Source organism: Brevibacterium sp. JSBI002, from assembly GCF_026013965.1.
In the GTDB taxonomy this organism is placed as follows: domain Bacteria; phylum Actinomycetota; class Actinomycetes; order Actinomycetales; family Brevibacteriaceae; genus Brevibacterium.
Window position 1 is genome coordinate 2,700,969 of the sequence record NZ_CP110341.1, and the last position, 22,641, is coordinate 2,723,609.

Sequence of the window (22,641 nt, forward strand, 5' to 3'; positions counted from 1 at the left end):
GACGGCCAGCCCCACTCCGCGCTCCCCCGCCCCGCCACAGCGAATTCGCAAAGGACATCATATGACCCGCGTAGCCGACCGCTTCACGAATGGATTCGACGCCGAGGTGGTCCGTGCCTGGATCGCCGACGACCCTGATCCGCAGACGGCCATCTCCTTGGAGCACATCCTCGCCGAGGCCGAGAGCGGCGACGAGGCGGCGGTCGCCGATCTCGAGGACCGGTTCTCCGGTCCCCTCGTCTTCGGCACGGCCGGTCTGCGCGGCGAGATCGCCGCCGGCCCTAACCGGATGAACCGAGCCGTCGTCATCCGTGCCGCCGCCGGACTGGCCGCATTCCTCGCAGACACCGTTGGTGAGGGCTTCGAAGTCGTCATCGGGTGCGATGCCCGGTACAAGTCCGCGGAGTTCGCCGCCGACACTGCCGCCGTCATCACCGCCGCCGGCGGAGTCGCGATCCAGCTGCCCGAGCAGCTGCCGACCCCGCTGCTCGCTTATGCTCTGTTGAAGCGCGGGGCTGATGCAGGTGTCATGGTCACGGCCAGCCACAACCCACCGGCTGACAACGGCTACAAGGTCTACCTGGGACAGCGTCCGCTGCAGGCTATCGGATCCGAGGCCGACGCCGAAGCGGGTGCCGGAGCGCAGATCGTCAGCCCGGCCGATGCGCTCATCGCCGAAAAGATCTCAGCAGTCGAGTCCGTGGCGTCTGTGTCACGTGCGGAGTCCGGGTGGGAGCATCTCGACGAGTCGATCGTCGAGGACTATCTGTCGCGCATCGACGATCTGGGTGTCCGGGCGGAGTCGGATCTCTCGATCGTGCTGACCTCGCTGCATGGTGTCGGTGCTGGAGTCGCCGAGGCTGCTCTGACCCGCACCGGGTTCACAAGCCTCCAGCCAGTGGCCTCCCAGCAGGCACCGGATCCGGACTTCCCGACGGTGTCCTTCCCGAACCCGGAGGAAGCCGGCGCACTCGATGAGTCCTTCGCCCTGGCCCGTGAGGTCGGTGCCGAACTCATCATCGCCAACGATCCGGATGCCGACCGATTCTCCGCGGCCATCCCTGATGCCACTGCGGCGGTCGGATACAGGCAGCTGTCCGGCGACGAGGTGGGACTCCTCCTCGTTGAGGATGCCGCGACCCGTCTGGAGGCGGGAACACATCATGCGTCGGGCGCCGATGCTCCGGTGTTCGCGAACTCGATCGTGTCCTCCCGTGCTCTGGCGGCAGCTGCTGCCAGCCACGGCTACGCAGCGGTGAACACTCTCACCGGATTCAAGTGGATCTCCCGCGTGGCCGGCCTCGTCTTCGGCTATGAGGAAGCGCTCGGCTATTGCGTCGACCCGGCTGCAGTGCGCGATAAGGACGGCATCTCTGCCGCTGTGACGTTCGCTGCGCTTGCCTCGCGTCTCAAGGCTGCGGGCAGCAGCATCGAGGCCGAGCTCGATCGCATCCGCAATCGCGACGGATACTTCGCCACCGCTCCTCTGTCTTTCCGCCTCGACGATGTCTCTCTCATCGCCACGGCCATGGCGAAGCTGCGTGAGAACCCTCCGGCCACTCTTGCCGGTTCCCCGGTCGCCGAGGTCCACGACCTGTCGGCCGGGTATGAGGGGCTGCCGCCGACCGATGGAATCCTGCTCCTCTCGGAGTCGAACTCTCGGGTCATCGTGCGTCCTTCGGGTACCGAGCCGAAACTGAAATGCTATCTCGAGGTCGTCGCCGAACCCTCGGAAATCCAGGCTGCGGCCGATGCCGATGCACGAGCGGCCGCCAGCGCGGGAGTGCGCTTGCCGACCGCCTCGGCGAGTGCATCCCTCAAACCGGCCCTGACGGAACGATTGAACTCGATCAGCACCGAACTCAAAGCTTTCCTCGCCCTCTAATTGCTACCTGACGGCGGCCCAGCAACTCGCGCGAGGTTGCTGGGCCGCCGTCAGGTAGCAATTAGAGGGCGTTGAGGATTGCGGCGCTGCCGGAGAGGCCCAAGCGAGACGCGCCCGCGGCGATCATCTCCTCGGCGGCCTCGGCGGTGCGGATTCCTCCGGAGGCCTTCACGCCCAGGCGGTCGCCCACGGTCTCGCGCATCAGTGACACAGCGTGAGCGCTGGCTCCCCCGGCCGGTGGAAACCGGTCGACGTCTTGACGAATCCGGCACCGGCGGCTTCCGAGCGACGGCAGGCCTCGACGATCTGCTCGTCGTTGAGAGCGGCCGACTCGATGATGACCTTGACGAGGGCATCCCCGCTGGCCTCGACGACGCCGCGGATATCGGCTTCAAGCCCGTCGAAGTCCCCGGCGACGGCCTGTCCGATGTTGATGACCATGTCGACTTCGGCGGCACCATCGGCAACGGCCTGAGCAGCCTCGGCGGCTTTGATCTCGGGCTTCACCTGGCCAGAGGGGAACCCGACGACGGTGGCCACGACCAGCTCACCCGGATCGGTGACCGGCAGCATGGACGGTGACACGCAGATCGCGAGCACGCCCAGCTCCTTCGCCTCCGCCACGAGGGCGTCGACGTCGGCGGGGGTCGCTTCGGGCTTGAGCAGGGTGTGGTCGATGATGTTCGCGACATCGGTGCGGCTGGTCATTCGGTCCTCCAGAAGTGGTCGGGCAAGGTTGCGTGGTCGTGCATGGCTGCGCGTGCAGGCGCCGCGCGCAGTGTCATCAGGTCCAGCGTAGCGAGACCAGCGGCCGCGCGGCAGTGCTGAGAGTGTGCGATTCGGCTCAGGTGATCGTGTCGAAGACGATCGACTCCGGCACCGAGGCGGCATCCCCGCCGATCTCGACCGCGGACTCCAGCGCCTCGATGGCGCGTTCGAAGCGTTCCGGGGTCGCCGTGTGCAGTGTCATGAGCGGCTGACCGGCCGTGACCGTGTCCCCGGGCTTGGCGTGCAGTTCGATTCCGGCCACGTCCTGGACCGGATCTTCCTTCCGTGCCCGTCCGGCGCCCAACCTCCACGAGGCGACCCCCACAGACAGAGCGTCGAGCTTCGTAAGCACCCCGGAATCGGTCGCCGTGACGACCTCGGTGTGCTCGGCCACGGGCAGGGCTGCGTCCGGATCACCGTGCTGGGCGCGGATCATCTGTTTCCACTTGTCCATGGCCCGGCCGTCGGCCAGGGCGCCACGGACATCGACATCGGTCTTGCCGGCAAGGCGCAGCATCTCCTCCGCCAGAGCCACGGTGAGGTCGACGACGTCGGCGGGTCCGCCTCCGGCGAGGACCTCGACGGATTCGCGGACCTCGAGGGCATTGCCGACGGCCAGGCCCAAGGGCGTGGAAATATCAGTCAGCAGCGCCGAGGTGTTCACACCGGCGGCCTTGCCGAGCTCGACCATCATCTGCGCGAGTGTGCGAGCCTTGGTCAGGTCCTTCATGAACGCCCCGGAGCCGACCTTGACGTCGAGGACGAGCCCGGAGGTGCCCTCGGCGATCTTCTTCGACATGATCGACGAGGCGATGAGCGGAATGCAGTCGACCGTCGAGGTGATGTCGCGCAAGGCGTAGAGCTTCTTATCGGCCGGCGCCAACCCGGATCCGGCCGCGCAGATTACGGCGCCGACGTCCTCGAGCTGGTCGACGATCGCCTCATTGCTCAGTCCCGCCTGCCAGCCGGGAATCGATTCGAGCTTGTCCAAGGTGCCGCCGGTGTGGCCGAGACCGCGGCCGGAGAGCTGCGGGACGGCGACGTCGAAGACAGCGACGAGCGGGGCAAGGGGCAGGGTGATCTTGTCTCCGACTCCCCCGGTCGAATGCTTGTCCGACGTCGGCCGGGACAGGGATGAGAAGTCCATGCGCTCACCGGAGTCGATCATCGCCTGCGTCCAGTGCGCGATCTCCTCCGGTGCCATGTCGTTGATGAAGATCGCCATGGCCAGGGCCGCCATCTGCTCCTCGGCGACAGCACCCCGGGTGTAGGCGTCGATGACCCAGTCGATCTGCTCCCTGCTCAGGGCTCGGCCATCGCGCTTGGCGGCGATGACGTCGACGGTGTCGAATGCTTCTACGCTCACGGTCTCAATCCTTCGTTTTCGTCGATCAGTGCTTGGCCTCACGGTCGCGGCGTGCGGCGGCCAGGTGGTCGGGTCCGAAAGCTTCGGGCAGGACCACGGACATCGGGGCGCGTCCGCTGGGCATGTTGATGACGAGATCGTTGCCGCCGTGTTCGAACAGCAGCTGTCGGCATCGCCCGCAGGGGACGAGGGTGTTGCCCTCTCCGTCCACGCAGTCGAAGGCGACGAGGCGGCCCCCGCCGGTCATGAACAGCTCGGAGACCAGCGAGCATTCCGCGCACAGCGTTACCCCGAACGAAGCGTTCTCGATATTGCAGCCGCCGACGATGCGACCGTCGTCGACGAGTCCGGCGGCTCCGACAGGGTAGTCCGAGTACGGCACATAGGCGCTCGCCATCGCCCGTGTCGCTTCGGCTCGCAGCAGCTCCCAGGTGCCTTCGCTGAGGTCTTCGGGGCTCACCGGGGTGGGTTCCTCGCTCCAGACCGGGTCGGTCGACTCGGGTGCGGATGCGCGGGGGTCGGGGGCAGTCATGGGGATATCTCTTCCTTCGGGTGGTGACTGTGGGATGTTCGAGGGGAAATGCAGATCCATCGCCGAGGCGGGGCTCACTTCACGTAGGGCACACCTTCCGCGGCCGGCGGGCGGACCCGACCGACGAATCCGGCGACAGCGAAGACGGTGACGATGTAGGGCAGCATGAGCAGCAGCTCGTTGGCCACCGGGGTGCCGATGGACTGCAGAGTGTTGCCGAGGCTCTTGGAGAATCCGAACAGCAGGGCCGCGAACAGCGCACCCTTCGGGTTCCACTTGCCCAGGATCATCGCGGCCAGGGCGATATAGCCCTGTCCGGCCGACATCTCCTTGCCGAACGCCAGTCCGGAGCCGACGGTGAAGAAGGCACCGCCGAGGCCGGCGATGGCACCGGCGAGCAGCGTATTGCGCACGCGGGTGAAGTTGACCTTGATGCCGACGGTGTCCGCGGCCTTCGGGTGCTCACCGACGGCACGCATCCGCAGACCCCACTTCGAGCGGAACACGAAGATCTGCAGGGCGATGACGACGACGTACATGATGTAGACGAGGATGTTCTGGTCGAACAGCACCCGTCCGAGCACCGGAATGTCCGAGAGCAGCGGGATCGGCAGGTTCGGCAGCTTCTGGCGGGAGTTCCACAGTCCCGGATCCTGGGTGAGAACCGTCGAGTAGAGGAAGCTCGTGATGCCGACGACGAGGACGTTGAGGACCACGCCGATGATGATCTGGTTGACCCAGTACTTCACCGCGAAGAAGGTGAGCACCACGGCGACCAGGGCACCGGCGATGGGAGCGGCGAGCAGTCCCGCGTACGGGTTCTTCACCACCGAGGCGACCACCGCGGCGAGGAACGCGCCGGCCAGCAGCTGGCCTTCGATGGCGATGTTGATGATGCCCGAACGTTCTCCCACGAGACCGCACATGGCGCCGAAGATCAGCGGCACGGACAGTGCCAGGGCACCGGCGAGCAGCGTCGTCAGCGGGATGACGCCACCAGATCCGCCGCCGGCCCAGGCGAGGAAGGAGAGAACGAAGATGACGCCGAAGAGCATCGGGAACCAGGAGCCGAGGTCGATGCGCTTGATCGCCACATAGATGGACATGGCGGCCATGATGACGAGCAGGATGCCCAGCGTCAGCCCCGCCGCGGTCGAGGACACTGCGAAGTCGGGGATGGCGAAGAAGTCTCCGCCGGTGGCTACCCGGAAGGTCGTCTCCCCGTCACGGCCGATGAGGCCGAAGAAGATGAGCGAGACAAGAGCGAGGATCGTATAGACGATCGGGAACTTCCAGGCGATCGGCGCAAGCGCCTTGACCTGGGTCGAAGGTGTCTTATCCATGGTCTGAGCAGTCATCTCAGTCCTCCTTCCGCTTGAGCACCGGTGAGGGCAACCGGAAGATCGACCTCACCAGGGGCGGGGCCGCGATGAGCAGCACGATGACGGACTGGACGACGAGGACGATGTCGATCGGCGTACCGGTCTGGGACTGCATGAGGTAGCCGCCGGCCTTGAACGCGCCGAACAGCAGGCCCGCGAGGAACGTTCCCAGCGGTTTCGACCGTCCCAGCAGGGCGACGGTGATGGCGTCGAAGCCGATCGATCCGCTGATTCCGCTGGTGAGTTTGTATTCGGTGCCGAGCACCTGAGCGGCTCCGCCGAGTCCGGCCAAGGCACCGGCGACGATCATGACGAGGATCGTCACCTTCGACACGGAGATGCCTGCGGTCCGGGCCGCGTGCGGGTTCGCGCCGACAGCCTTGAACTCGAAGCCGATCGTCGAGCGCTCGAGCAGCCACCACACGAAGATCGTGGCGAGGATGGCGATGACGAACCCGAAGTGGAGACGGAACGGCGGCGGCAGCAGCAGGAACATCTGCGCGGAGTCGTCGATGACGCGGGACTGCGGGTTCGCCGAGGTCGTGTGCGTGAACCAGTTCTGCTTGAGCAGGTAGCCCAGTGCGTAGCCGGCGATCGAGTTGAGCATGATCGTCACGATCACCTCGTTGGCACCGGTGCGTGCCTTGAGGACACCGGCGATTCCGGCCCAGATCGCACCGCCGATGATTCCGCCGATCGCGGCCACGAGCATGTGGACGACGGGAGGCAGCGGCAGCGCGTAGCCGAGGAATCCGGCGATGGTCGCGCCGAGAATGACCTGGCCCTGTCCGCCGATGTTGAACAGGCCGCAGCGGAAGGCCAGAGCGATGCCGAGACCGGTGAGGATGAGCGGGGTGCCCGAGACCATCGATTCGGTCAGGGGGCGGATGGCGCGTTCGGTAGTGCGTGCGTCCCAATCGAAGACCGCTCCGCGGAACAGCGCCGAATAGGCGTTGCCGACGGTCTGGAAGAGCGTGGCGAAGAACTCGCCGGGAGCGGCGAAGAAGTTCTCGGCCGCCGCGACGACCTCCGCGTTCGACACGGCGATGAGGACACCGCCGAACAGAAGTGCGAGAACGATCGCCAGCAGCGAGACCAGCCAGGAACCCGACATGATCTGCTGCAGCAGAGTCTGATCCTTGCCGTCCTCGGTCTCGGATTCCGGCGGCGGTGCCGCCGAAGGAGCGGCCGGTGAGATATCAGTCGTCATTTGGTCTCCTCCGCCGAGGCGGTGGCTGAGTCGTCGGCAGTTGCTTCGAGGGCTTCGTCGGCGGGAACGCCTGCCATCATCAAGCCCAATGCTTCACGGGAGGTCTCGGGTCCCACGATGCCGACGATGCGTCCGGCGTACATCACGGCGATGCGATCGGCGAGGCCGTAGACCTCGTCGAGTTCGGTCGAGACGATGATGCAGGGGGTGCCGGAATCGCGTTCGGCGATGACGCGCTTGTGCACGAATTCGATCGATCCGACGTCGAGTCCGCGCGTGGGCTGGCTGGCGATGAACAGTCGCAGATCGCGCCCGAGTTCGCGGGAGAGCACCACTTTCTGCTGGTTTCCGCCGGAGAGAGTCGAGATCGGGTCGGAGACGCTGCCGAGGCGGATATCGAACTCCTCAACCTTCTTCTTCGCCTCTTCGCTGATGACCTTCGACCGCATGTTCAGGCCCTTGGCGTAGGGCTCGCGGTCGTAGACGTCGAGAATCATGTTTTCGCGGATCGCGAATTCCGCGATGATGCCGTCGGTCGACCGATCCTCGGGAACGAATCCGATTCCGGCACCGAGGCGGTCCTTGACCGAGCTGCCGACGAGCTTCTTCCCGTCGAGAGTGATCGTGCCCAGACGCGGTTCGGTGAGTCCGATGATCGTCTCGGCCAGTTCCGTCTGTCCGTTGCCCTGGACACCGGCGACGGCGAGAATCTCACCACGCCGGACGTCGAAGGACACATCATCGACGACGACGTTCTCGGCCTTGTCGACGACGGTGAGTCCCCGGACCTGGAAGGTCGCATCGCCCGGATCGGCGGCTTCCTTCTCGGTCGTCAGCGACACGGCGCGGCCGACCATCTGGCTGGCCAGTTCGGCCTCGGTCGACTCGGGCGAGGCCTCGCCGACGATCTTGCCGCGGCGGATGACCGTGATCGCGTCGGCGATCGCGCGGACCTCACGGAGTTTGTGGGTGATGAAGACGATCGACGTGCCCTGCTCCTTGAGCTGGCGCATGATCGAGATCAGCTCATCGGTCTCCTGCGGGGTCAGCACGGCCGTGGGCTCGTCGAGGATGAGGATCTCGGCATCGCGCGACAGGGCCTTGATGATCTCCACCCGCTGCTGGGCACCGACCGGCAGATCCTCGATGAGGGCGTCGGGGTCGATGTTGAAGTTGAAGCGCGAGGAGATCTCTCTGACCTTCTTGCGCGCCTCGTTGATGTCAAGGAGTCCGAGGCTCTTCGTCGGTTCGTAGCCCAGCGCCACGGATTCGGCGACGGTGAACACGGGCACGAGCATGAAGTGCTGGTGGACCATGCCGATGCCGGCGGCGACGGCATCGCCCGGGCCGGCGAACTTCACCGGCTCGTCGTCGATGAGGATTTCTCCCCCATCGGCGTCGTAGAGTCCGTAGAGGACGTTCATCATGGTGGATTTGCCGGCGCCGTTCTCACCGAGCAGAGCGTGGATCTCGCCCGGCTGGATGGTGAGATCGATGTGGTCATTGGCCACGAACGATCCGAACACCTTGGTCATCCCGCGAAGCTCGAGTTTCACTGCTTCCGGTTCTCCTCACAAACTTGAAAACTGCAGGGCCGAAAGAACTCGGCCCTGCAGTTTAACCGACGAGCTTACTTCGGTGTGCTCTCCGACTCGACGACGAGGCTGCCGTCGATGATCTGCTTCTTCAGATCCTCGACCTTCTTCTTCACGTCTTCGGGAACCTTGTCCTCGAAGTCGTGGTACGGGGCGAGACCCACACCTTCGTTCTCGAGCGTCCCGACGTAGGGCTCATTGGAGAAGTTGTCCTCGGTGCCTTCCTTGATGGTGTCTTCGACGGCCTGCGAGATCTGCTTGACCACCGAGGTGAGGATGATGTCTCCGTATTCGGTCGACTCGTAGCCGTCGGAGTCGACCCACACGAGGTTGACGTCGCCGGCTTCCTTCGCCGCCGCTGCGGCACCGAGGCCGACGGGTCCGGCCACGGGCATGATCACGTCGGCGCCCTGCGAGATGAGCTGCTTGGTCAGCTCCTGGCCCTGGCCCTGGTTCTCGAAGTCACCGGAGAACGATCCGTCCTGCTTCTCCTTGTTCCAGCCCAGCAGCTTGACGTCCTTCTTGTTGTCCTCGTTGAACTTCTTCACACCATCGGCGAAGCCGTCCATGAAGATCGTCACCGACGGAATCTGGATGCCGCCGAAGGTGCCGACCTTGCCCGACTCCGAGGTCGCGGCCGCAACATAGCCGGCCAGGTACGCGGCCTCGGCGGTGTTGAAGACGACTGCCTTGGCGTTGTCGATCGTCACTGGCTTGCCGTCGGCGTCGGAGAATGTGGAGTCGATGAGCGCGAAGTTGAGGTCGGGGTTGGCCTCGGCGGCTTCCTGGATCGTGTCCTCGAGGAGGAATCCGACGCCGAAGGTGAGGTTGCAGCCCTGCTGGACCATGTTGTCGACGTTCGGCCCGAAGTCCGCGTCGCCCTGCGATTCGGCGAGCTTCTCTTCGATTCCCAGGTTCTTCTTCGCGTTCTCCATGCCCTCCCGACCGGACTGGTTGAAGGACTGATCGTCCCAACCGCCGGAGTCGGAGACCATGCAGGCGAGGTAGTCCGAACCGGATTCGCCTCCTTCGCCTGAACCGCAGGCGGAGAGGACGAGGGCGGATGCGGCGATCATCGACACCGCTGAAGCGAGCTTCTTCACGTTTTCTCTTTTCTGATACAGACAGTGCACACGGATGAGGGCCCTGTCTGCCCCTACCGAAGATGTGAAACCACTGGACGAACTGTCATATTTTGATGAGTTTCGGTCAGTCTAATGCACTCAACTCGTTTCAGCGGGGCTGCCAGCACTTCAATCACGGACACCGATATGAAAAAGAAATATTCCGTCATGCATGACCCTTTTCGGTCCGCGATGCGAACGCGGAGGCCTCTGACTTTGAGACAGAAAGACGACGAACGAAGTAGGTGGACCGCCGGACCGACGGCGAAGAAGACGAACCGCGGTGAACTAGGCTAGAGACTGCTATGGCACATCTCCTCGGGGCAGAAGCCCTCCACCTCGAATACCCCACACGCGTCGTCTTCGACTCGGTAACTCTCGGCGTCGAGTCCGGCGACATGATCGGCATCGTCGGCCGCAACGGCGACGGCAAGTCGAGCCTGCTCGGCATGCTCGCCGGCACCATCGAACCCGATTCCGGACGCGTGACATATCGCGGCGGGCTGCGACTGGGCATGCTCGGCCAGCGCGATGACCTCGATGACGAGGCGACCGTGGGCTTCTCCGTCGTCGGTGATGCCGCCGATCACGAATGGGCAGCCGATCCGCAGGCCCGTGACATCATCTCCGGCCTCATCGCCGATCTCGATTGGGATGCGCAGATCTCTTCGCTCTCCGGCGGTCAGCGCCGCCGGGTGGCCCTGGCGGCTCTGCTCATCGGCGACTGGGACATGCTCATCCTCGACGAGCCGACGAACCACCTCGATGTCGACGGCATCGCGTGGCTGGCGAAGCATATGCGCACCCGGTGGCCGAAGAACTCCGGCGCCCTGCTGCTGGTCACCCACGACCGGTGGTTCCTCGACGAGGTGTGCACGAAGACCTGGGAGGTCCACGACCGCATCGTCGAGCCCTTCGAAGGCGGTTATGCCGCCTACGTCCTCCAACGCGTCGAACGCGACCGGATAGCTGCCGCCACCGAGGCGAAGCGACAGAACCTCATGCGCAAGGAACTCGCGTGGCTGCGACGCGGCGCTCCCGCCCGGACGTCGAAGCCGAAGTTCCGCATCGAGGCGGCCAACCAGCTCATCGCAGACGTGCCTGAGGTCCGTAATCCGATCGAGCTGAAGAAGATGGCCACGGCCCGCCTGGGCAAGGACGTCGTCGATCTGCTCGACGTGTCCAAGCACTTCGGTGAGACCACGATCCTCGACGATGTCACCTGGCGCATCGGTCCCGGCGAACGCACCGGAATCCTCGGCCCCAACGGCGCCGGGAAGTCGACCCTGCTGGGTCTGATCTCGGGAGAGCTCGACCCCGATGCCGGACGGGTCAAGCGCGGCAAGACCGTGCAGATCGGTGTACTCGATCAGCAGTTCAAGAATCTGGCCCGCATCGCCGACTCCCGTGTCCGCGAAGTCCTCGCCGAGTCGAAGACCTCGTTCACCATCGAAGGTAAGGACTTCACTCCGGCCCAGCTGCTCGAACGGCTCGGCTTCGCGAAGGAACATCTGTCCGCACGGGTCAAGGAGCTCTCCGGCGGACAGAAGCGCCGCCTCCAGCTTCTGCTGCTGCTCATGGCCGAACCCAATGTCATCATCCTCGATGAGCCGACCAACGACGTCGATTCGGACATGCTCGCGGCTATGGAGGATCTCCTCGATTCCTGGCCGGGCACCCTCATCGTCGTCTCCCACGACCGGTACCTGCTGGAGCGCGTGACCGATCAGCAGTACGCGATCCTCGATCACGGAATGCGCCATGTTCCCGGCGGCGTCGAAGAGTACCTGCGACTGCGCGCCGAACAGGAACGCCGGGGTGCCGCCGGTGCGAACAAGGCGTCCGGCGATTCGAACGGGGCCGCGACGCGATCCGGCGGGGACGGTTCCGGTGGGGCCGCCTCGGCGAGCGAGGGATCCTCGTCGGCTCCGAGACTGTCGGGTGCGGAAGCCCGGGCGGCGAAGAAGGAAGTGTCCGCGATCGAACGGCGGATGGACAAGCTGAACACTCAGATCGCGCAGAAGCACGAGGAGATGGCCGCCCACGACCAGACCGACTTCGAAGGACTGGCCAAGCTCACGGCAGCGATCCGCGAGTCCCAGGACGAACTCGACGAGCTCGAGATGCGCTGGCTCGAAGCGTCCGAGGCGCTGGAAGCCTGAGGGTTCGAGGCGACGAACGACGATAACGCAGGACGACGGACCAGTCGAAGCTGAGGAGACGACGATGATCGATGAAGCGACGATGCGGCAGCGGCTAGAGGATGAGCGGGCGGAGACGCAGGCGCTCATCAGCCGCCTGACTCAGGGAATCGATGAGGTCTCGGCCGCTCGCGAGGGCGACAACAGCGACGACGAACACGATCCGGAAGGGGCGACGCTCGCCTTCGAACGGTCGCAGGCCGCGACGCTGCTCGAACAGTCCGAGGACCGTCTCGAGGAGATCGCCGAGGCGGTTGACCGCCTGAACGCTGGCACGTTCGGGACCTGCATCGGCTGCGGCAGACCCATCGCCGAGGCGCGGCTGGAGGCCCGCCCCTACGCGGCGAAATGCGTGAATTGCGCCGCCCGCGACTAGTCGTTTCCATCCCTGGTCGCATACGCGAGGCCAGCGTCCCACATGACCGGGCGACCACCTCGGCGATGGTGTGATCTTTCCCCAAAGCCTGCCGGGTGCGGTAGTGTATCGGCGTGTCAACACGGGACTATCGCATCGACCGCGCCAAGGGAATACTGATCTTCCTGGTGGTTTTGGGCCACCTTCTCGCTCGAACCTCTCCGTGGGAGTCGCCGATCCTGGGCGCACCGATGTACTTCATCTACATGTTCCACATGCCGGCGTTCGTCTTCCTTGCCGGAATCACCGCGAAGTCGAACAAGCTGGCCGAGCGGGTGCTCACCTACTTCGTTCTCCTCGCCACAGTGCTGCCGCTCATGTGGGGGTGGATGTGGCTCTTCGGGCTCAATCCCGACTACGACTTCCTCAGACCGTTCTGGTACACGTGGTTCTTGCTGTCGATGGCGTGGTGGATGATCACGGTCCCCTTCATCGAGCGCTTCCCGCGCACGATGCTCGTCGCCTCGCTCGTCGTCGGTCTCTTCGGCGGACTGCTGCCGATCCTCGACACCGAACTCTCCGCGGCTCGGACGATGGCGTTCTGGCCGTTCTTCGTCATCGGCAAGCTCTACGGCAAGCAGATCATCGACTGGGCGGGCAGCCTCGCAATCTGGCAGAAACTCTGCCTCAGTGCCGCAGCCCTCGCGGCCGTCGGATATTTCTTCCTCGACCAAGTCGACTACAACTGGCTCTACGGCAGCCTCAACTTCGCCCACTTCGACGTCAGCGTTCCCGAAGGCGTGGGACTGCGACTCATCGTCGACATCGGAGCGGTGCTGCTGACACTGGCCCTGTTGTCGTGGCTGAGCAATACCAAGGACACGATCGCGACGATCGGCAAGAACAGCCTCGCTGTCTACATCCTCCACGGATTCGTCGTCCGCGGTCTTCAGCCGGTCCTCGACGACAGCCGCAACGTCCTCCACGACGCCGTCGTCCTCCTCATCTGTGTGGCCCTGGCCGTGGCGTGGACTGGTCTGCTGGCTTGGTCGCCCTTCGAACGCGCTCTGCGCTGGTGGTCCTCGACCGTCACGGGGCTGCTGCTCAAACCGTTCCCCTTCCTGTGGCGTGAAGAGTCCGACCGGCGCAGCGAGCGTGGCCGCGGCGAGCGAGGTCGCCGTGGAAATGCCGTCAATCCCGGCGACACCTATCACCCCGGGGACGCCTACAGCGAGGGCGACGGACCGGACCGGCAGGGACTCGGCCTGCAGCCCATGCCCGGAGTCGGCTACCAGCACTCCCCCGGCTACGAACAGCACCCGGGTCAGCAGCAGTCCTTCGCCTCCCCCGCGCCGGTTGCGGGCGAGCCGTACCCGCTGCCCGGTTCGCACGAGGTTCCGCAGAACAACGCCACCTACGAAACCACCCAGGAAGTTCCCGCCGGCGCCGCCCAGCGAGCAGTGCGCTACCGTCGGCTGCCGGTCTATCTCAGCGGCGACGAGGACCGCTGACGATCGGACCGCCTCGGCGGTCGCTTCTCCTACCGTGCCGCGGCGGAACCCAGCTATGCAGGCTTTCGGTCGGACCTCCTCGGCGTAGATCGTGTCCTTTCGTGGCGATCAGCGTCGATTTATGTCGATGTGACGGACCTCGTTGCGCCGCTTGATGGTGTGATACCCAGGTTCGGGCCGCTCGCCCGGGCTCGACTACATCATCGAATCGGAGAGCATCCATGACCGCGACCAACGCCCTGACCCAACGCCTCGACGCCGGCCCCGTGATCTGCGCGGAAGGCTTCCTGTTCGAGCTCGAGAAGCGCGGATATCTGTCCGCCGGCGAGTTCGTCCCCGAGGTGGCCCTCGAATTCCCCGACGCCCTGCGCTCCCTCCACGTCGACTTCCAGCGAGCCGGCTCCGACATCGTCGAGGCCTTCACCTACAACGGGCACCGCGAGAAGATGCGCGTGATCGGCAAGGAAGATCTGCTCGAACCGCTCAACCGCGCCGCCCTCCAGATCGCCCGGTCCGTCGCCGACGCCAAGCCCGGGAACTTCATGGCCGGCAACATCTCGAACTCGAACATCTGGGACCCCGCCGACGAGTCCAAGCAGGCCGAGGTGCGGGCGATGTTCGCCGAAACGGTCGCCTGGGCGGTCGAGGAAGGTGCCGACCTCATCATCGGCGAGACCTTCTACTTCGCCGGTGAGGCCATCGCGGCCGCCGAGATCGCCAGGGTCAGCGGCCTGCCCGTCGTCCTCACCCTCGCCCCGATGGCCTTCCAGGAGATGGCCGACGGGGTCGGGATCGTCGAGACCGCGCAGCGCCTCGAGCAGCTCGGCGTCGACGTCGTCGGCCTCAACTGCTTCCGCGGTCCCGCGACGATGCTGCCGTGGCTCAAGGAGATCCGCGCGTCCGTGTCCTGTCACGTCGGCGCCCTGCCGATCCCCTACCGCACCACGGAGGAGGAGCCGACGTTCTTCAACCTCTCCGACCCCCGCGCCGAGGTGGCCTCCCCGCACGGACGCACGTTCCCCACCGCTCTTGATCCCCTGCAGACCAACCGCTACGAGATCGGCGCGTTCGCCAAGGAAGCCTTTGACCTGGGCGTCAACTACATCGGAGTGTGCTGCGGAGCGACCCCGATGCACATCCGCGAGGTTGCCGAGGCGGTCGGACTGACCACCGATGCCAGCCGCTTCTCCGAGAACATGGCCAACCACTTCATGTACGGCAGCAACGAACGGCTCGCCGACAACGTCGTCGCCCTGGGAGACACTGCCTGAGGCGCGCCGAGGAGGCGTTGCACGCGGCTGTCCACGCATGCCGTGGGAAGGGCGCCGCGGGCCACAGAGCACCGGCCATCTGCATTGTTGGGTCGATCCGCGGTGTTCTGAAGTCGGAAACCACCGTGGATCGACCCGACACTTCAGGCACAAGAGCCGCGCGAGACCGTTCAGTACCCGCGGCGACTGCTTCCGAAATGTGACCTCAACCGATTTCCGTGTCCGGAGACGAGTGAGCATTGCTCACCGCTCGGCGGACGAGGGTTCTGAGCACCCCTCACCGTCAGGGCCACCACATACAGTCAGCGCCATAACCCCTCGCAGGAACGGGAGGTTATGGCGCTGATTGTATGTGTTGCGACTACCGGTAGGCAGTGGCACTGTCGGTGCGTGATGCTTCCCAGCGTTCTGCCTGTAGGCAGTGCCGGTTACGGTGCGTGATGCTCAGGCTTCGGCGGTCACGCCGATCGAGTCGAGAGCAGCCTCGAGGCGCGAGATCGTGCCGTCGATGTCGCCGAGCTTGTCGAGTCCGAACAGGCCGATGCGGAAGCTCGAGAAGTCCTCGGGTTCATCGCACTGCAGCGGCACGCCGGCAGCGATCTGCACGCCGACTTCCTTGAAGCCGGCGCCGGTGGCGAGCTTCGGGTTGTCGGTGTGGACGACGACCACGCTCGGCGAGGCGAACTCGTCCGAAGCCACCGAGGGCAGTCCGCGTTCGGCGAAGACCGCGCGCACGCGCTGTCCGAGTTCGGCCTGCGCAGCGGCGAGCTTGTCCAAGCCGCGCTCCTCACTCTCGGCCATGAGCTTGGCATTGTGCGCGAGAGCATCGGTGGGCATCGTCGCGTGGTACGGCGCACGGCCTTCTTCGTATTCGTCGGCGATGAACAGCCACTTCTTCAGGTCCATCGCGAAGCTCGTCGAGGTCGATGCCTCCACGGCGGCGCGGCCGGCCTTGCTGAGCATGACGTAGCCGGCGCACGGCGATCCGCTCCAGCCCTTCTGCGGAGCGGAGATGAGCACATCGACCCCGAGGTCGCTCATCGACGCCCACACCGCGCCCGAGGCGATGCAGTCGAGAACGAAGATTCCGCCGACCGCGTGCACGGCCTCGGAAACCTGGCGGACGTAGTCACCGGGCAGGATCATCCCCGAGGCGGTTTCGACGTGGGGAGCGAACACGACAGCGGGCTTCTCGCGCTCGATGGCGGCGACCACCTCGGCGATGGGGGCCGGTGACCACGGCGACTGGTGCTCGGCGCTGTCCGGGGAGGCCTTGAGCACGGTCGTCTCCGAGGCGATGGCTCCGGCGTCGAGGATCTGCGACCAGCGGAAGGAGAACAGACCGTTGCGCACGATCAGCGCCTTCTTGCCGGTGGCGACCTGACGGGCAACGGATTCCATGGCGTAGCTGCCGCCGCCGGGGACGATGGCAGCGGAATCGGCATCGTAGGCCGAGCGCAGGATCCGGTTGATCTCCTGCATCACGGACACGAACCGCTGCGACATGTGGTTGAGCGATCGGTCGGTGAAGACCACCGAGTATTCGAGCAGTCCGTCCGGGTCAACATCTTCGTGTGGCAAAGTCATGGCTCTAACATATCGACAGTCCGCCATCCGGGCCACCGGAGCCGATCAGTGAGACCGCAGTGACCCTCGCCGAGGCGGCCCATTCGGTCAGGTGCCCCGTCACCGAGGCGGCCCGACGATCAGACTTCGACTTCGATGCGATCCCCCGACCACAACGTATGGAAGGTCCCGGGACGCTCAGTGCGCACTCAGGTGTGCGAACCCAAGCGATCATGCTCGGCCAGGATGATACACCCGGCCCGCCAGATTCCTGCGAGCGCCCCGAGGTCGATGCCCCAACCGGGTTCGACCGCCCCCACCGCGATCGCATGGAAGCCCTGGACATAGGCCATCCCCTTGCCCGGCAGCAGAGCCTTGCCGCTCTCCTCGGTGATGAGCGGGTCGCGCAGCGTTTCATCGGGCCTGCCGCGATTCTCCGGGCCCGATTTGGACGGTCAGCGTTCGTCCACGATATGCGCTCCGGGGGCGGGCCCGGTGGTGCGCAGCGCTTCGTTGACGCCTCTCGTGGCCTGCAGGAGCACGGCGAGGTCGAGGGCGTGGTGGGCGTCACGGGCGAGGAATCCGATGGTCGGCCCCGATCCGCTGAGCAGGGGCAGGACGGCTCCGGCGTCCCGGCCGGCCTCCATCACCTCGGCGATTTCGGGCATGAAGGACACGGCCGCCTCGGTGAGGTCGTTCGCCGCGAATTCCGCCAGCGAGTCCGGTTCGCCGGCGGCGAGCGCCGTGAGCACCTGATCGGGGACCGTCGCGGGCGCCGGTTCGGGATTGAGTTCGTCGAAACGAGCATAGACATCCGGGGTGGGCAGGGGCGACGCCGAGGTGGCCATCACCCAGTGGAAGGTTCCGCGGGTGAGCACGGGGCTCAGCTTCTCCCCGCGACCGTGGCCGATGGCCGTGCCCCCGAGCAGGAGGAATGCGACATCGGCTCCGACGGCGACCGCGCATTCGTGGAGGATCGTCTCATCGACTCCGCCGACGAGGTGGGCTGCTCCGACGAGGGCGGCGGCCGCGTCGGACGATCCCCCGCCCATTCCGCCGGCCACGGGCACCTGCTTGTCGATGACGATGTCGAGGTCGCGCAGCACGCCGACGTCACGGTCGCCTTCGAGCGCGGTGATGAGGAGGTCGACGGCACGTCTGGCGAAGTTCGAGTCATCGCGTGGAACCGCGGCATCCGCGTAGCGGCCCTGGACGATGATCGTTCGTGTCCCGCCCGGAATGAGGGTGAGGGTCTCGCCGAGGTTGAGCGCTTGGAATACGGTCGCGAGCTCGTGATATCCGTCGTTCGCCGCCCCCACACCGAGGTGAATGTTGATCTTTCCCGGCGCCTGCACTTTCACTGGGGCCGGGATCGTCATGCGCGGATGCAGCGGGACGGTCATGGTGAGGGATCCTCGGCGGGCGCGGCCGGTGCGGAGGCGTCGCTGACGGAGGAGTCACCGGCTCCGTTTCCGTCGACGGCAACGGCGGCGAGTCGTTGGAAGTCGGCGACGGTGAGCGCCTCGCCGCGGGTCTTCGGGTCGATTCCGGCAGCTGTCAGCAGATCTTCGGACTGCTGGGGACTGCCGGCCCACCCGGACAGGGCTGCGCGCAGGGTCTTGCGGCGCTGGGCGAAGGCGGCGTCGATGAGGGTGAAGAGGCGGCTGCGCACGGCCGGGTCGCGGTCGGTGCGGGTGACGTCGATGCGGACTAGTCCGGAGTCGATGTTCGGTGCCGGCCAGAACACGTTCTTCCCGATCTTGCCCGCCAGCTGCACGTCCCCGTACCACTGGGCCTTGACGCTGGGGACGCCGTAGGTGCGGGAGCCGGGTGCGGCGGCGAGGCGTTCGGCGACTTCGAGCTGGACCATGACGAGGACAGTGGTCAGGCTCGGGAAGGTCTCGAGAAAGTGCAGCAGCACGGGCACGGCCACGTTGTAGGGCAGGTTCGCCACGAGGGCGTCGGGTCGATTCTCGCCGGCATCGGGCTTGTCGGTCGCGGGTTCGGTGGTGTGCTGCGGCGTGGTCAGCGTCGTGACGCGGAGTGCATCGGCGTTGACCAGCTGGAACGGGGCTTCACTGCCGGCGAACCTGTCGACGGTGCTCGGCAGCTTCTGCGCGAGCAGTTCGTCGATCTCGACCGCGGTGACCCTGTGACCTGCTTCGAGCAGGCCGAGGGTGAGCGAACCGAGTCCCGGACCGATTTCGACGACGTTCGAGTTCTCTTCGAGACCTGCGGCGGTGACGATCGAGCGCACGGTATTGGGGTCGATGACGAAGTTCTGGCCCTTCTGCTTCGTTGGGCGCAGATCGATGTCAGCGGCTAATTCGCGGATATCGCGGGCGGTCAATAACGTCACAGCCAACAACTTACCGCACCACCCAGCCGTCACAATCACCTCAGCGGCGCGGCGGTTCGGGTGGACCGCCTCGGCGAGGGGTATGCCTCACCGTGCAGACGATAGGGTGAAGCCTATGGATCCGCAGACACTGACCGAACTGCTCGACGTCGCCGTCCTCGAACGTCTCGACCGCATCGACGACCTCGCAGGCGATGAGCTCGCCCGATCCACGGCTCTGCGCAAGGAGGGCTACTCCGCCGAGGTGACCGCGGCCCTGCTCACTCAGGCTCGGCTGCGCCAGGAGGCGGCAGCGAAGCTCGGTCCCTTCGCCGAGGATATGCTCTTCACCCGTGACGGGCTGGCCCAGGCCACGCGGCTGCCGGTCGCCGCTCATCATGCGCGTCGCCTCATCGGCGACGTGGCCGAGGGCGAGTCGTTCCGCATCGCCGATCTCGGATGCGGGATCGGCGCGGATTCGGTCGCCTTCGCCGGAATGGGCGCGCAGGTCTCGGCCGTCGATGCCGACGAGGTCACCGCCGCCATCGCTGCCTTCAACCTCCGTCATCTGCCCGATGCCGCCGTCGAACACGCACGCGCCGAGGAGGTCGACCTCGGCGGATTCGATGCCCTCTGGTTCGATCCGGCCCGGCGGACCGTCGGCAAGGCCGACAAGCGCGGATCGACCGCCCGCATCACCGACCCCGAGGCGTTCTCCCCCTCTCTGTCATGGGTGATCGAGCAGGCGGGTGCGGCGAAGGCGGCCGGGGTGAAACTCGGCCCGGCGCTCGACCACGACCTCGTTCCCGACGATGCCGAAGCTCAGTGGGTCTCCCATAACGGCGAGGTCGTCGAGGTCTGCCTCTACTTCGGTACGGCCCGGCAGCGACCCGGCCGCGGGGCCCTCGTCATGGGCGAACGCGCCCTCCTCGTCCATGAGGACAACCTGCCGCACGAGGACGAGCCGGGCATCGGGGATCTCGGGAAATATCTGCTCGAACCCGACGGCGCGATCGTGCGTGCCGGACTCGTCGCGGCCCTGTGCGCGCCGCTGCAGGCCCGCCGACTCCACCCGAAGATCGCGTATCTGACCACCGATGTCGAACCGAACGGCCCGGCCGCCGCAGGTGTCACCGCCTACGAGGTCGTCGACGTTCTGCCCGCGAAGATCCCGAGCCTGCGCAAGGAGCTCATCTCTCGCGGAATCGGCTCGGTCGTGATCAAGAAACGCGGTGCCGACATCGTGCCCGACCAGGTCCGACGCCAACTCAAACTGCCCACGGGCGACAAAGCCACACTCGTATTCACCCGGCTCGGCGATAAGCACGTCGTGCTGCTCACCCAACCGATGTGAGGCTTTCAACCTGCCCGTGAAGATATCTGCCCCAAAGGAGATCGAATTGTCCCGCTCCGACGTTCTCATCAGTGCCGATGAACTGCTCACCCGAATGGCCGACTCCCCAGCGCCGAGGCTGCTCGACGTCCGCTGGACCCTGCCGAAACCCGATGGCCGCGACGACTTCGCCGCCGGACACATCCCCGGTGCCCTCTATGTCGATCTCGACACGGAGCTCGCCGACCACGGCACCACCGATCCGACCGCCGGTCGCCACCCGCTGCCGAGCCCCGACGCCTTCCGAGAGACGGTGCGTTCCTGGGGCATCGACGAAGGCACCGAGGTCGTGGTCTATGACGACAACTCCTCCCTCGGCGCGGCCCGGGCCTGGTGGCTGCTGCGCTGGGCCGGACTGAGCGCACGGGTCCTCGACGGCGGGCTCGCCGCGTTCCGTGACGCCGGCGGGACGCTCGAGACCGGCGACTCCCCCGAGGTCGCACCGAGTGCCGTGGAGATCAGCCCGGGACAGCTGCCAGTCATCGACGCCGAGGCGGCCGCTGGATTCGATGGAGTCCTGCTCGACGCCCGCGCCGGTGAGCGCTTCCGCGGAGAGACCGAACCGCTCGATCCGCAGGCCGGTCACATTCCCGGGGCGAAGAGCGCCCCGGCCACGGACAACGTCCCGCGGGGACGTTCCTGCCCGAGGCGCTGCTGCGCGAACGTTTCGACGACCTGGGTGCCCTCGATGGTCCCGTCGGCGTGTACTGCGGTTCGGGGGTGACCGCCTGCCACAACGCTCTGGCGCTGGCGACCCTGGGCGTCGAGGCCAGCCTCTACCCCGCGAGCTGGTCCGGTTGGTCATCCGATCCGGACGACCGGTCGAAACCGGGGCCTGACACACAGTCTCCACCAGGGCCTGACGTACAGTCACCACCGCAACCGCGCACACCACCGCATCCGTACGTGATCCCGCGCCGTCAGCATTATCCGGCATTCTTGGGTCGATCCACGGTGGTTCGAGCGTGGAAAACGCCGCGGATCGACCCAAGAATCACACTTCGCGAATGTCACGAAACGTTATTCAAGGCTGAGACTGCGCACTGAATCACAGTCGCAATCAGGCGGAGCTGTGGCCCTCCACCAGCCATTCCCGTCAGACCCAGCCCTCTGACCAGCAATTTTGCTCTCGAATCTGCTTGCGAATCCTTTTGTAACAAAAACGTGACAGAAGATCACGAATTCGTTACAGTGGAGGACATCGTCACACTCAGACAGGCAACGAGAGGAAATCGTGGCATCTAAGCAGCATGGCCGCCGCGCCGCGAACGCCAAGGCCAAGAAACCACTGACCGAACTGAGCGAACTGCTCGCAGCGAACTCCGGCGCATTCGGTCGCCGTGCCGCAGTCGTCGCCGCCAGCGGCGGACTGCTCACCGCAGCGGTTCTCCCCGCCGCCGGGCAGGGAGCCGACGACGAGGCGAAGGTCGCAGCCGAGTCAGAGAAGCAGGCACCGGTCGAATTCAAGAACCAGACACCGACCATCGATGCCGGCGGTGCCTCGAAGATGGGCGATCAGGAGGCTGAAGTCACCGTCGACACGGACGTCGTCACCGCCGAAGCCGCCCCCAAGCCGAAGCCCAAACCGAAGCCGAAGCCCGAGCCGAAGGAGGAGCCGGAGACGCCCGTCGCCGAGCCGGCCCCCGCTGAAGAGCCGGAAGAGGAGCCGAGCGAGAACTCCGACGATGACTCCGCCGGCACCGGCGATGAGGGCTCCGATTCGGGTGACGACAAGAGCAAGGACGACGGCGCGGACTCGGGATCCGGGGACGTCAAGGTCCCGGACGGATCGAAGGCCGAGCAGGTCATCGCCATCGCGAAACAGTACGTCGGCACGCCTTATGTGATGGGCGGAACTTCACCCAGCGGCTGGGACTGCTCCGGCTACACCTCATTCGTCTACGGCAAGGTGGGCGTGGACCTGCCGCGCACGTCTTCGGCGCAGAAGGGCGCCGGGCAGATCGTCTCGGCCTCCGAGGCGAAGGCCGGAGATATCATCTGGTCGCCGGGCCACGTCGGCATCTACGCCGGCGACGGCAAGATGTACGACGCCGGCAACACTTCGGTCGACACCAGCTACCGCAGCGTCGATTGGATGACCCAGCAGGGCGCGCAGTACATCCGCGTGCTCTGAGCCCCACCCC

Annotated in this window: 18 protein-coding genes and 1 pseudogene; 8 read left to right on the plus strand and 11 right to left on the minus strand. The window is 65.8% G+C overall.

The annotated features are described in order from the left end of the window. Nucleotides 1-61 precede the first annotated feature (61 nt). On the plus strand, nt 62-1,885 hold the full coding sequence (locus LJ362_RS12305; RefSeq protein WP_264799326.1) for a phospho-sugar mutase: 1,824 nt from the start codon (nt 62-64) through the stop codon (nt 1,883-1,885). A 61-nt stretch (nt 1,886-1,946) separates the two neighbouring features. Here the strand turns inward: LJ362_RS12305 and deoC are convergent. The 7 genes and pseudogenes from deoC to LJ362_RS12340 form a co-directional block, all read right to left on the minus strand. After that, a pseudogene (deoC, locus tag LJ362_RS12310) lies at nt 1,947-2,593 on the minus strand (deoxyribose-phosphate aldolase). Nucleotides 2,594-2,729: 136 nt separating this feature from the next. After that, entirely contained in the window at nt 2,730-4,019 is a 1,290-nt protein-coding gene (locus LJ362_RS12315; RefSeq protein WP_264799327.1) for a thymidine phosphorylase, read from the minus strand. Nucleotides 4,020-4,044: 25 nt separating this feature from the next. Further along, complete coding sequence (locus tag LJ362_RS12320) at nt 4,045-4,551, minus strand: cytidine deaminase (RefSeq protein WP_264799328.1); 507 nt, start codon at nt 4,549-4,551, stop codon at nt 4,045-4,047. A gap of 74 nt (nt 4,552-4,625) precedes the next feature. Next, nucleotides 4,626-5,909, minus strand: coding sequence for an ABC transporter permease (locus LJ362_RS12325; protein WP_101543256.1), 1,284 nt, complete (start codon nt 5,907-5,909; stop codon nt 4,626-4,628). A 1-nt stretch (nt 5,910) separates the two neighbouring features. Then, nucleotides 5,911-7,143: an ABC transporter permease gene (locus LJ362_RS12330; protein ID WP_264799330.1), complete on the minus strand. Its 1,233-nt coding sequence runs from the start codon at nt 7,141-7,143 to the stop codon at nt 5,911-5,913. Further along, nucleotides 7,140-8,699 carry an ABC transporter ATP-binding protein gene (locus tag LJ362_RS12335; RefSeq protein ID WP_264799331.1) on the minus strand — a complete coding sequence of 520 codons (1,560 nt, stop codon included), beginning with the start codon at nt 8,697-8,699 and terminating at the stop codon, nt 7,140-7,142. Before LJ362_RS12335 ends, LJ362_RS12330 begins: the two co-directional genes overlap by 4 nt. Nucleotides 8,700-8,773: 74 nt before the next feature. Further along, nucleotides 8,774-9,841 carry a BMP family lipoprotein gene (locus LJ362_RS12340; protein WP_264799333.1) on the minus strand — a complete coding sequence of 356 codons (1,068 nt, stop codon included), beginning with the start codon at nt 9,839-9,841 and terminating at the stop codon, nt 8,774-8,776. 326 nt (nt 9,842-10,167) lie between these two features. On the opposite strand from LJ362_RS12340, the gene LJ362_RS12345 reads away from it, so the two are divergent. The 4 genes from LJ362_RS12345 to LJ362_RS12360 all read left to right on the plus strand — a co-directional run bounded on the left by LJ362_RS12345 (nt 10,168) and on the right by LJ362_RS12360 (nt 15,200). Continuing rightward, nucleotides 10,168-12,024, plus strand: coding sequence for an ABC-F family ATP-binding cassette domain-containing protein (locus tag LJ362_RS12345; protein WP_264799334.1), 1,857 nt, complete (start codon nt 10,168-10,170; stop codon nt 12,022-12,024). Between the two features lie 64 nt (nt 12,025-12,088). Further along, on the plus strand, nt 12,089-12,439 hold the full coding sequence (locus LJ362_RS12350) for a TraR/DksA family transcriptional regulator (RefSeq protein WP_264799339.1): 351 nt from the start codon (nt 12,089-12,091) through the stop codon (nt 12,437-12,439). Between the two features lie 113 nt (nt 12,440-12,552). Next, nucleotides 12,553-13,929: an acyltransferase family protein gene (locus LJ362_RS12355; RefSeq protein WP_101543263.1), complete on the plus strand. Its 1,377-nt coding sequence runs from the start codon at nt 12,553-12,555 to the stop codon at nt 13,927-13,929. A 221-nt stretch (nt 13,930-14,150) separates the two neighbouring features. Continuing rightward, nucleotides 14,151-15,200: a homocysteine S-methyltransferase family protein gene (locus LJ362_RS12360; protein WP_264799340.1), complete on the plus strand. Its 1,050-nt coding sequence runs from the start codon at nt 14,151-14,153 to the stop codon at nt 15,198-15,200. Between the two features lie 444 nt (nt 15,201-15,644). Here the strand turns inward: LJ362_RS12360 and LJ362_RS12365 are convergent, their stop codons facing one another. The 4 genes from LJ362_RS12365 to rsmA form a co-directional block, all read right to left on the minus strand. After that, entirely contained in the window at nt 15,645-16,787 is a 1,143-nt protein-coding gene (locus LJ362_RS12365) for an aminotransferase class V-fold PLP-dependent enzyme (RefSeq protein WP_264799341.1), read from the minus strand. Nucleotides 16,788-16,975: 188 nt separating this feature from the next. After that, a complete protein-coding gene (locus LJ362_RS12370) occupies nt 16,976-17,176 on the minus strand; it encodes a hypothetical protein (protein ID WP_320109175.1) in 201 nt (66 codons plus the stop codon). Nucleotides 17,177-17,221: 45 nt separating this feature from the next. Further along, nucleotides 17,222-18,169, minus strand: coding sequence for a 4-(cytidine 5'-diphospho)-2-C-methyl-D-erythritol kinase (locus tag LJ362_RS12375; RefSeq protein ID WP_264799343.1), 948 nt, complete (start codon nt 18,167-18,169; stop codon nt 17,222-17,224). After that, nucleotides 18,166-19,125 carry a 16S rRNA (adenine(1518)-N(6)/adenine(1519)-N(6))-dimethyltransferase RsmA gene (gene rsmA, locus LJ362_RS12380; RefSeq protein WP_264799344.1) on the minus strand — a complete coding sequence of 320 codons (960 nt, stop codon included), beginning with the start codon at nt 19,123-19,125 and terminating at the stop codon, nt 18,166-18,168. Before rsmA ends, LJ362_RS12375 begins: the two co-directional genes overlap by 4 nt. Before the next feature lie 115 nt (nt 19,126-19,240). On the opposite strand from rsmA, the gene LJ362_RS12385 reads away from it, so the two are divergent. From LJ362_RS12385 to LJ362_RS12395, 3 genes are all read left to right on the plus strand, one after another. Next, nucleotides 19,241-20,458 (plus strand): class I SAM-dependent methyltransferase, encoded by a 1,218-nt coding sequence (locus LJ362_RS12385; RefSeq protein WP_264799345.1) that lies wholly within the window; start codon nt 19,241-19,243, stop codon nt 20,456-20,458. 46 nt (nt 20,459-20,504) lie between these two features. After that, nucleotides 20,505-21,221 (plus strand): sulfurtransferase, encoded by a 717-nt coding sequence (locus LJ362_RS12390; protein ID WP_320109123.1) that lies wholly within the window; start codon nt 20,505-20,507, stop codon nt 21,219-21,221. Between the two features lie 510 nt (nt 21,222-21,731). After that, nucleotides 21,732-22,631, plus strand: coding sequence for a C40 family peptidase (locus LJ362_RS12395; RefSeq protein ID WP_264799346.1), 900 nt, complete (start codon nt 21,732-21,734; stop codon nt 22,629-22,631). Nucleotides 22,632-22,641: the final 10 nt, after the last annotated feature.

Bases quoted from the DNA above. Each gene is read 5' to 3' on its own strand.
- LJ362_RS12305 (WP_264799326.1), top strand. From the start codon at position 62: ATGACCCGCGTAGCCGACCGCTTCACGAATGGATTCGACGCCGAGGTG.
- LJ362_RS12320 (WP_264799328.1), bottom strand. From the start codon at position 4,551: ATGACTGCCCCCGACCCCCGCGCATCCGCACCCGAGTCGACCGACCCG.
- LJ362_RS12325 (WP_101543256.1), bottom strand. From the start codon at position 5,909: ATGACTGCTCAGACCATGGATAAGACACCTTCGACCCAGGTCAAGGCG.
- LJ362_RS12330 (WP_264799330.1), bottom strand. From the start codon at position 7,143: ATGACGACTGATATCTCACCGGCCGCTCCTTCGGCGGCACCGCCGCCG.
- LJ362_RS12345 (WP_264799334.1), top strand. From the start codon at position 10,168: ATGGCACATCTCCTCGGGGCAGAAGCCCTCCACCTCGAATACCCCACA.
- LJ362_RS12350 (WP_264799339.1), top strand. From the start codon at position 12,089: ATGATCGATGAAGCGACGATGCGGCAGCGGCTAGAGGATGAGCGGGCG.
- LJ362_RS12360 (WP_264799340.1), top strand. From the start codon at position 14,151: ATGACCGCGACCAACGCCCTGACCCAACGCCTCGACGCCGGCCCCGTG.
- LJ362_RS12365 (WP_264799341.1), bottom strand. From the start codon at position 16,787: ATGACTTTGCCACACGAAGATGTTGACCCGGACGGACTGCTCGAATAC.
- LJ362_RS12375 (WP_264799343.1), bottom strand. From the start codon at position 18,169: ATGACCGTCCCGCTGCATCCGCGCATGACGATCCCGGCCCCAGTGAAA.
- LJ362_RS12385 (WP_264799345.1), top strand. From the start codon at position 19,241: ATGGATCCGCAGACACTGACCGAACTGCTCGACGTCGCCGTCCTCGAA.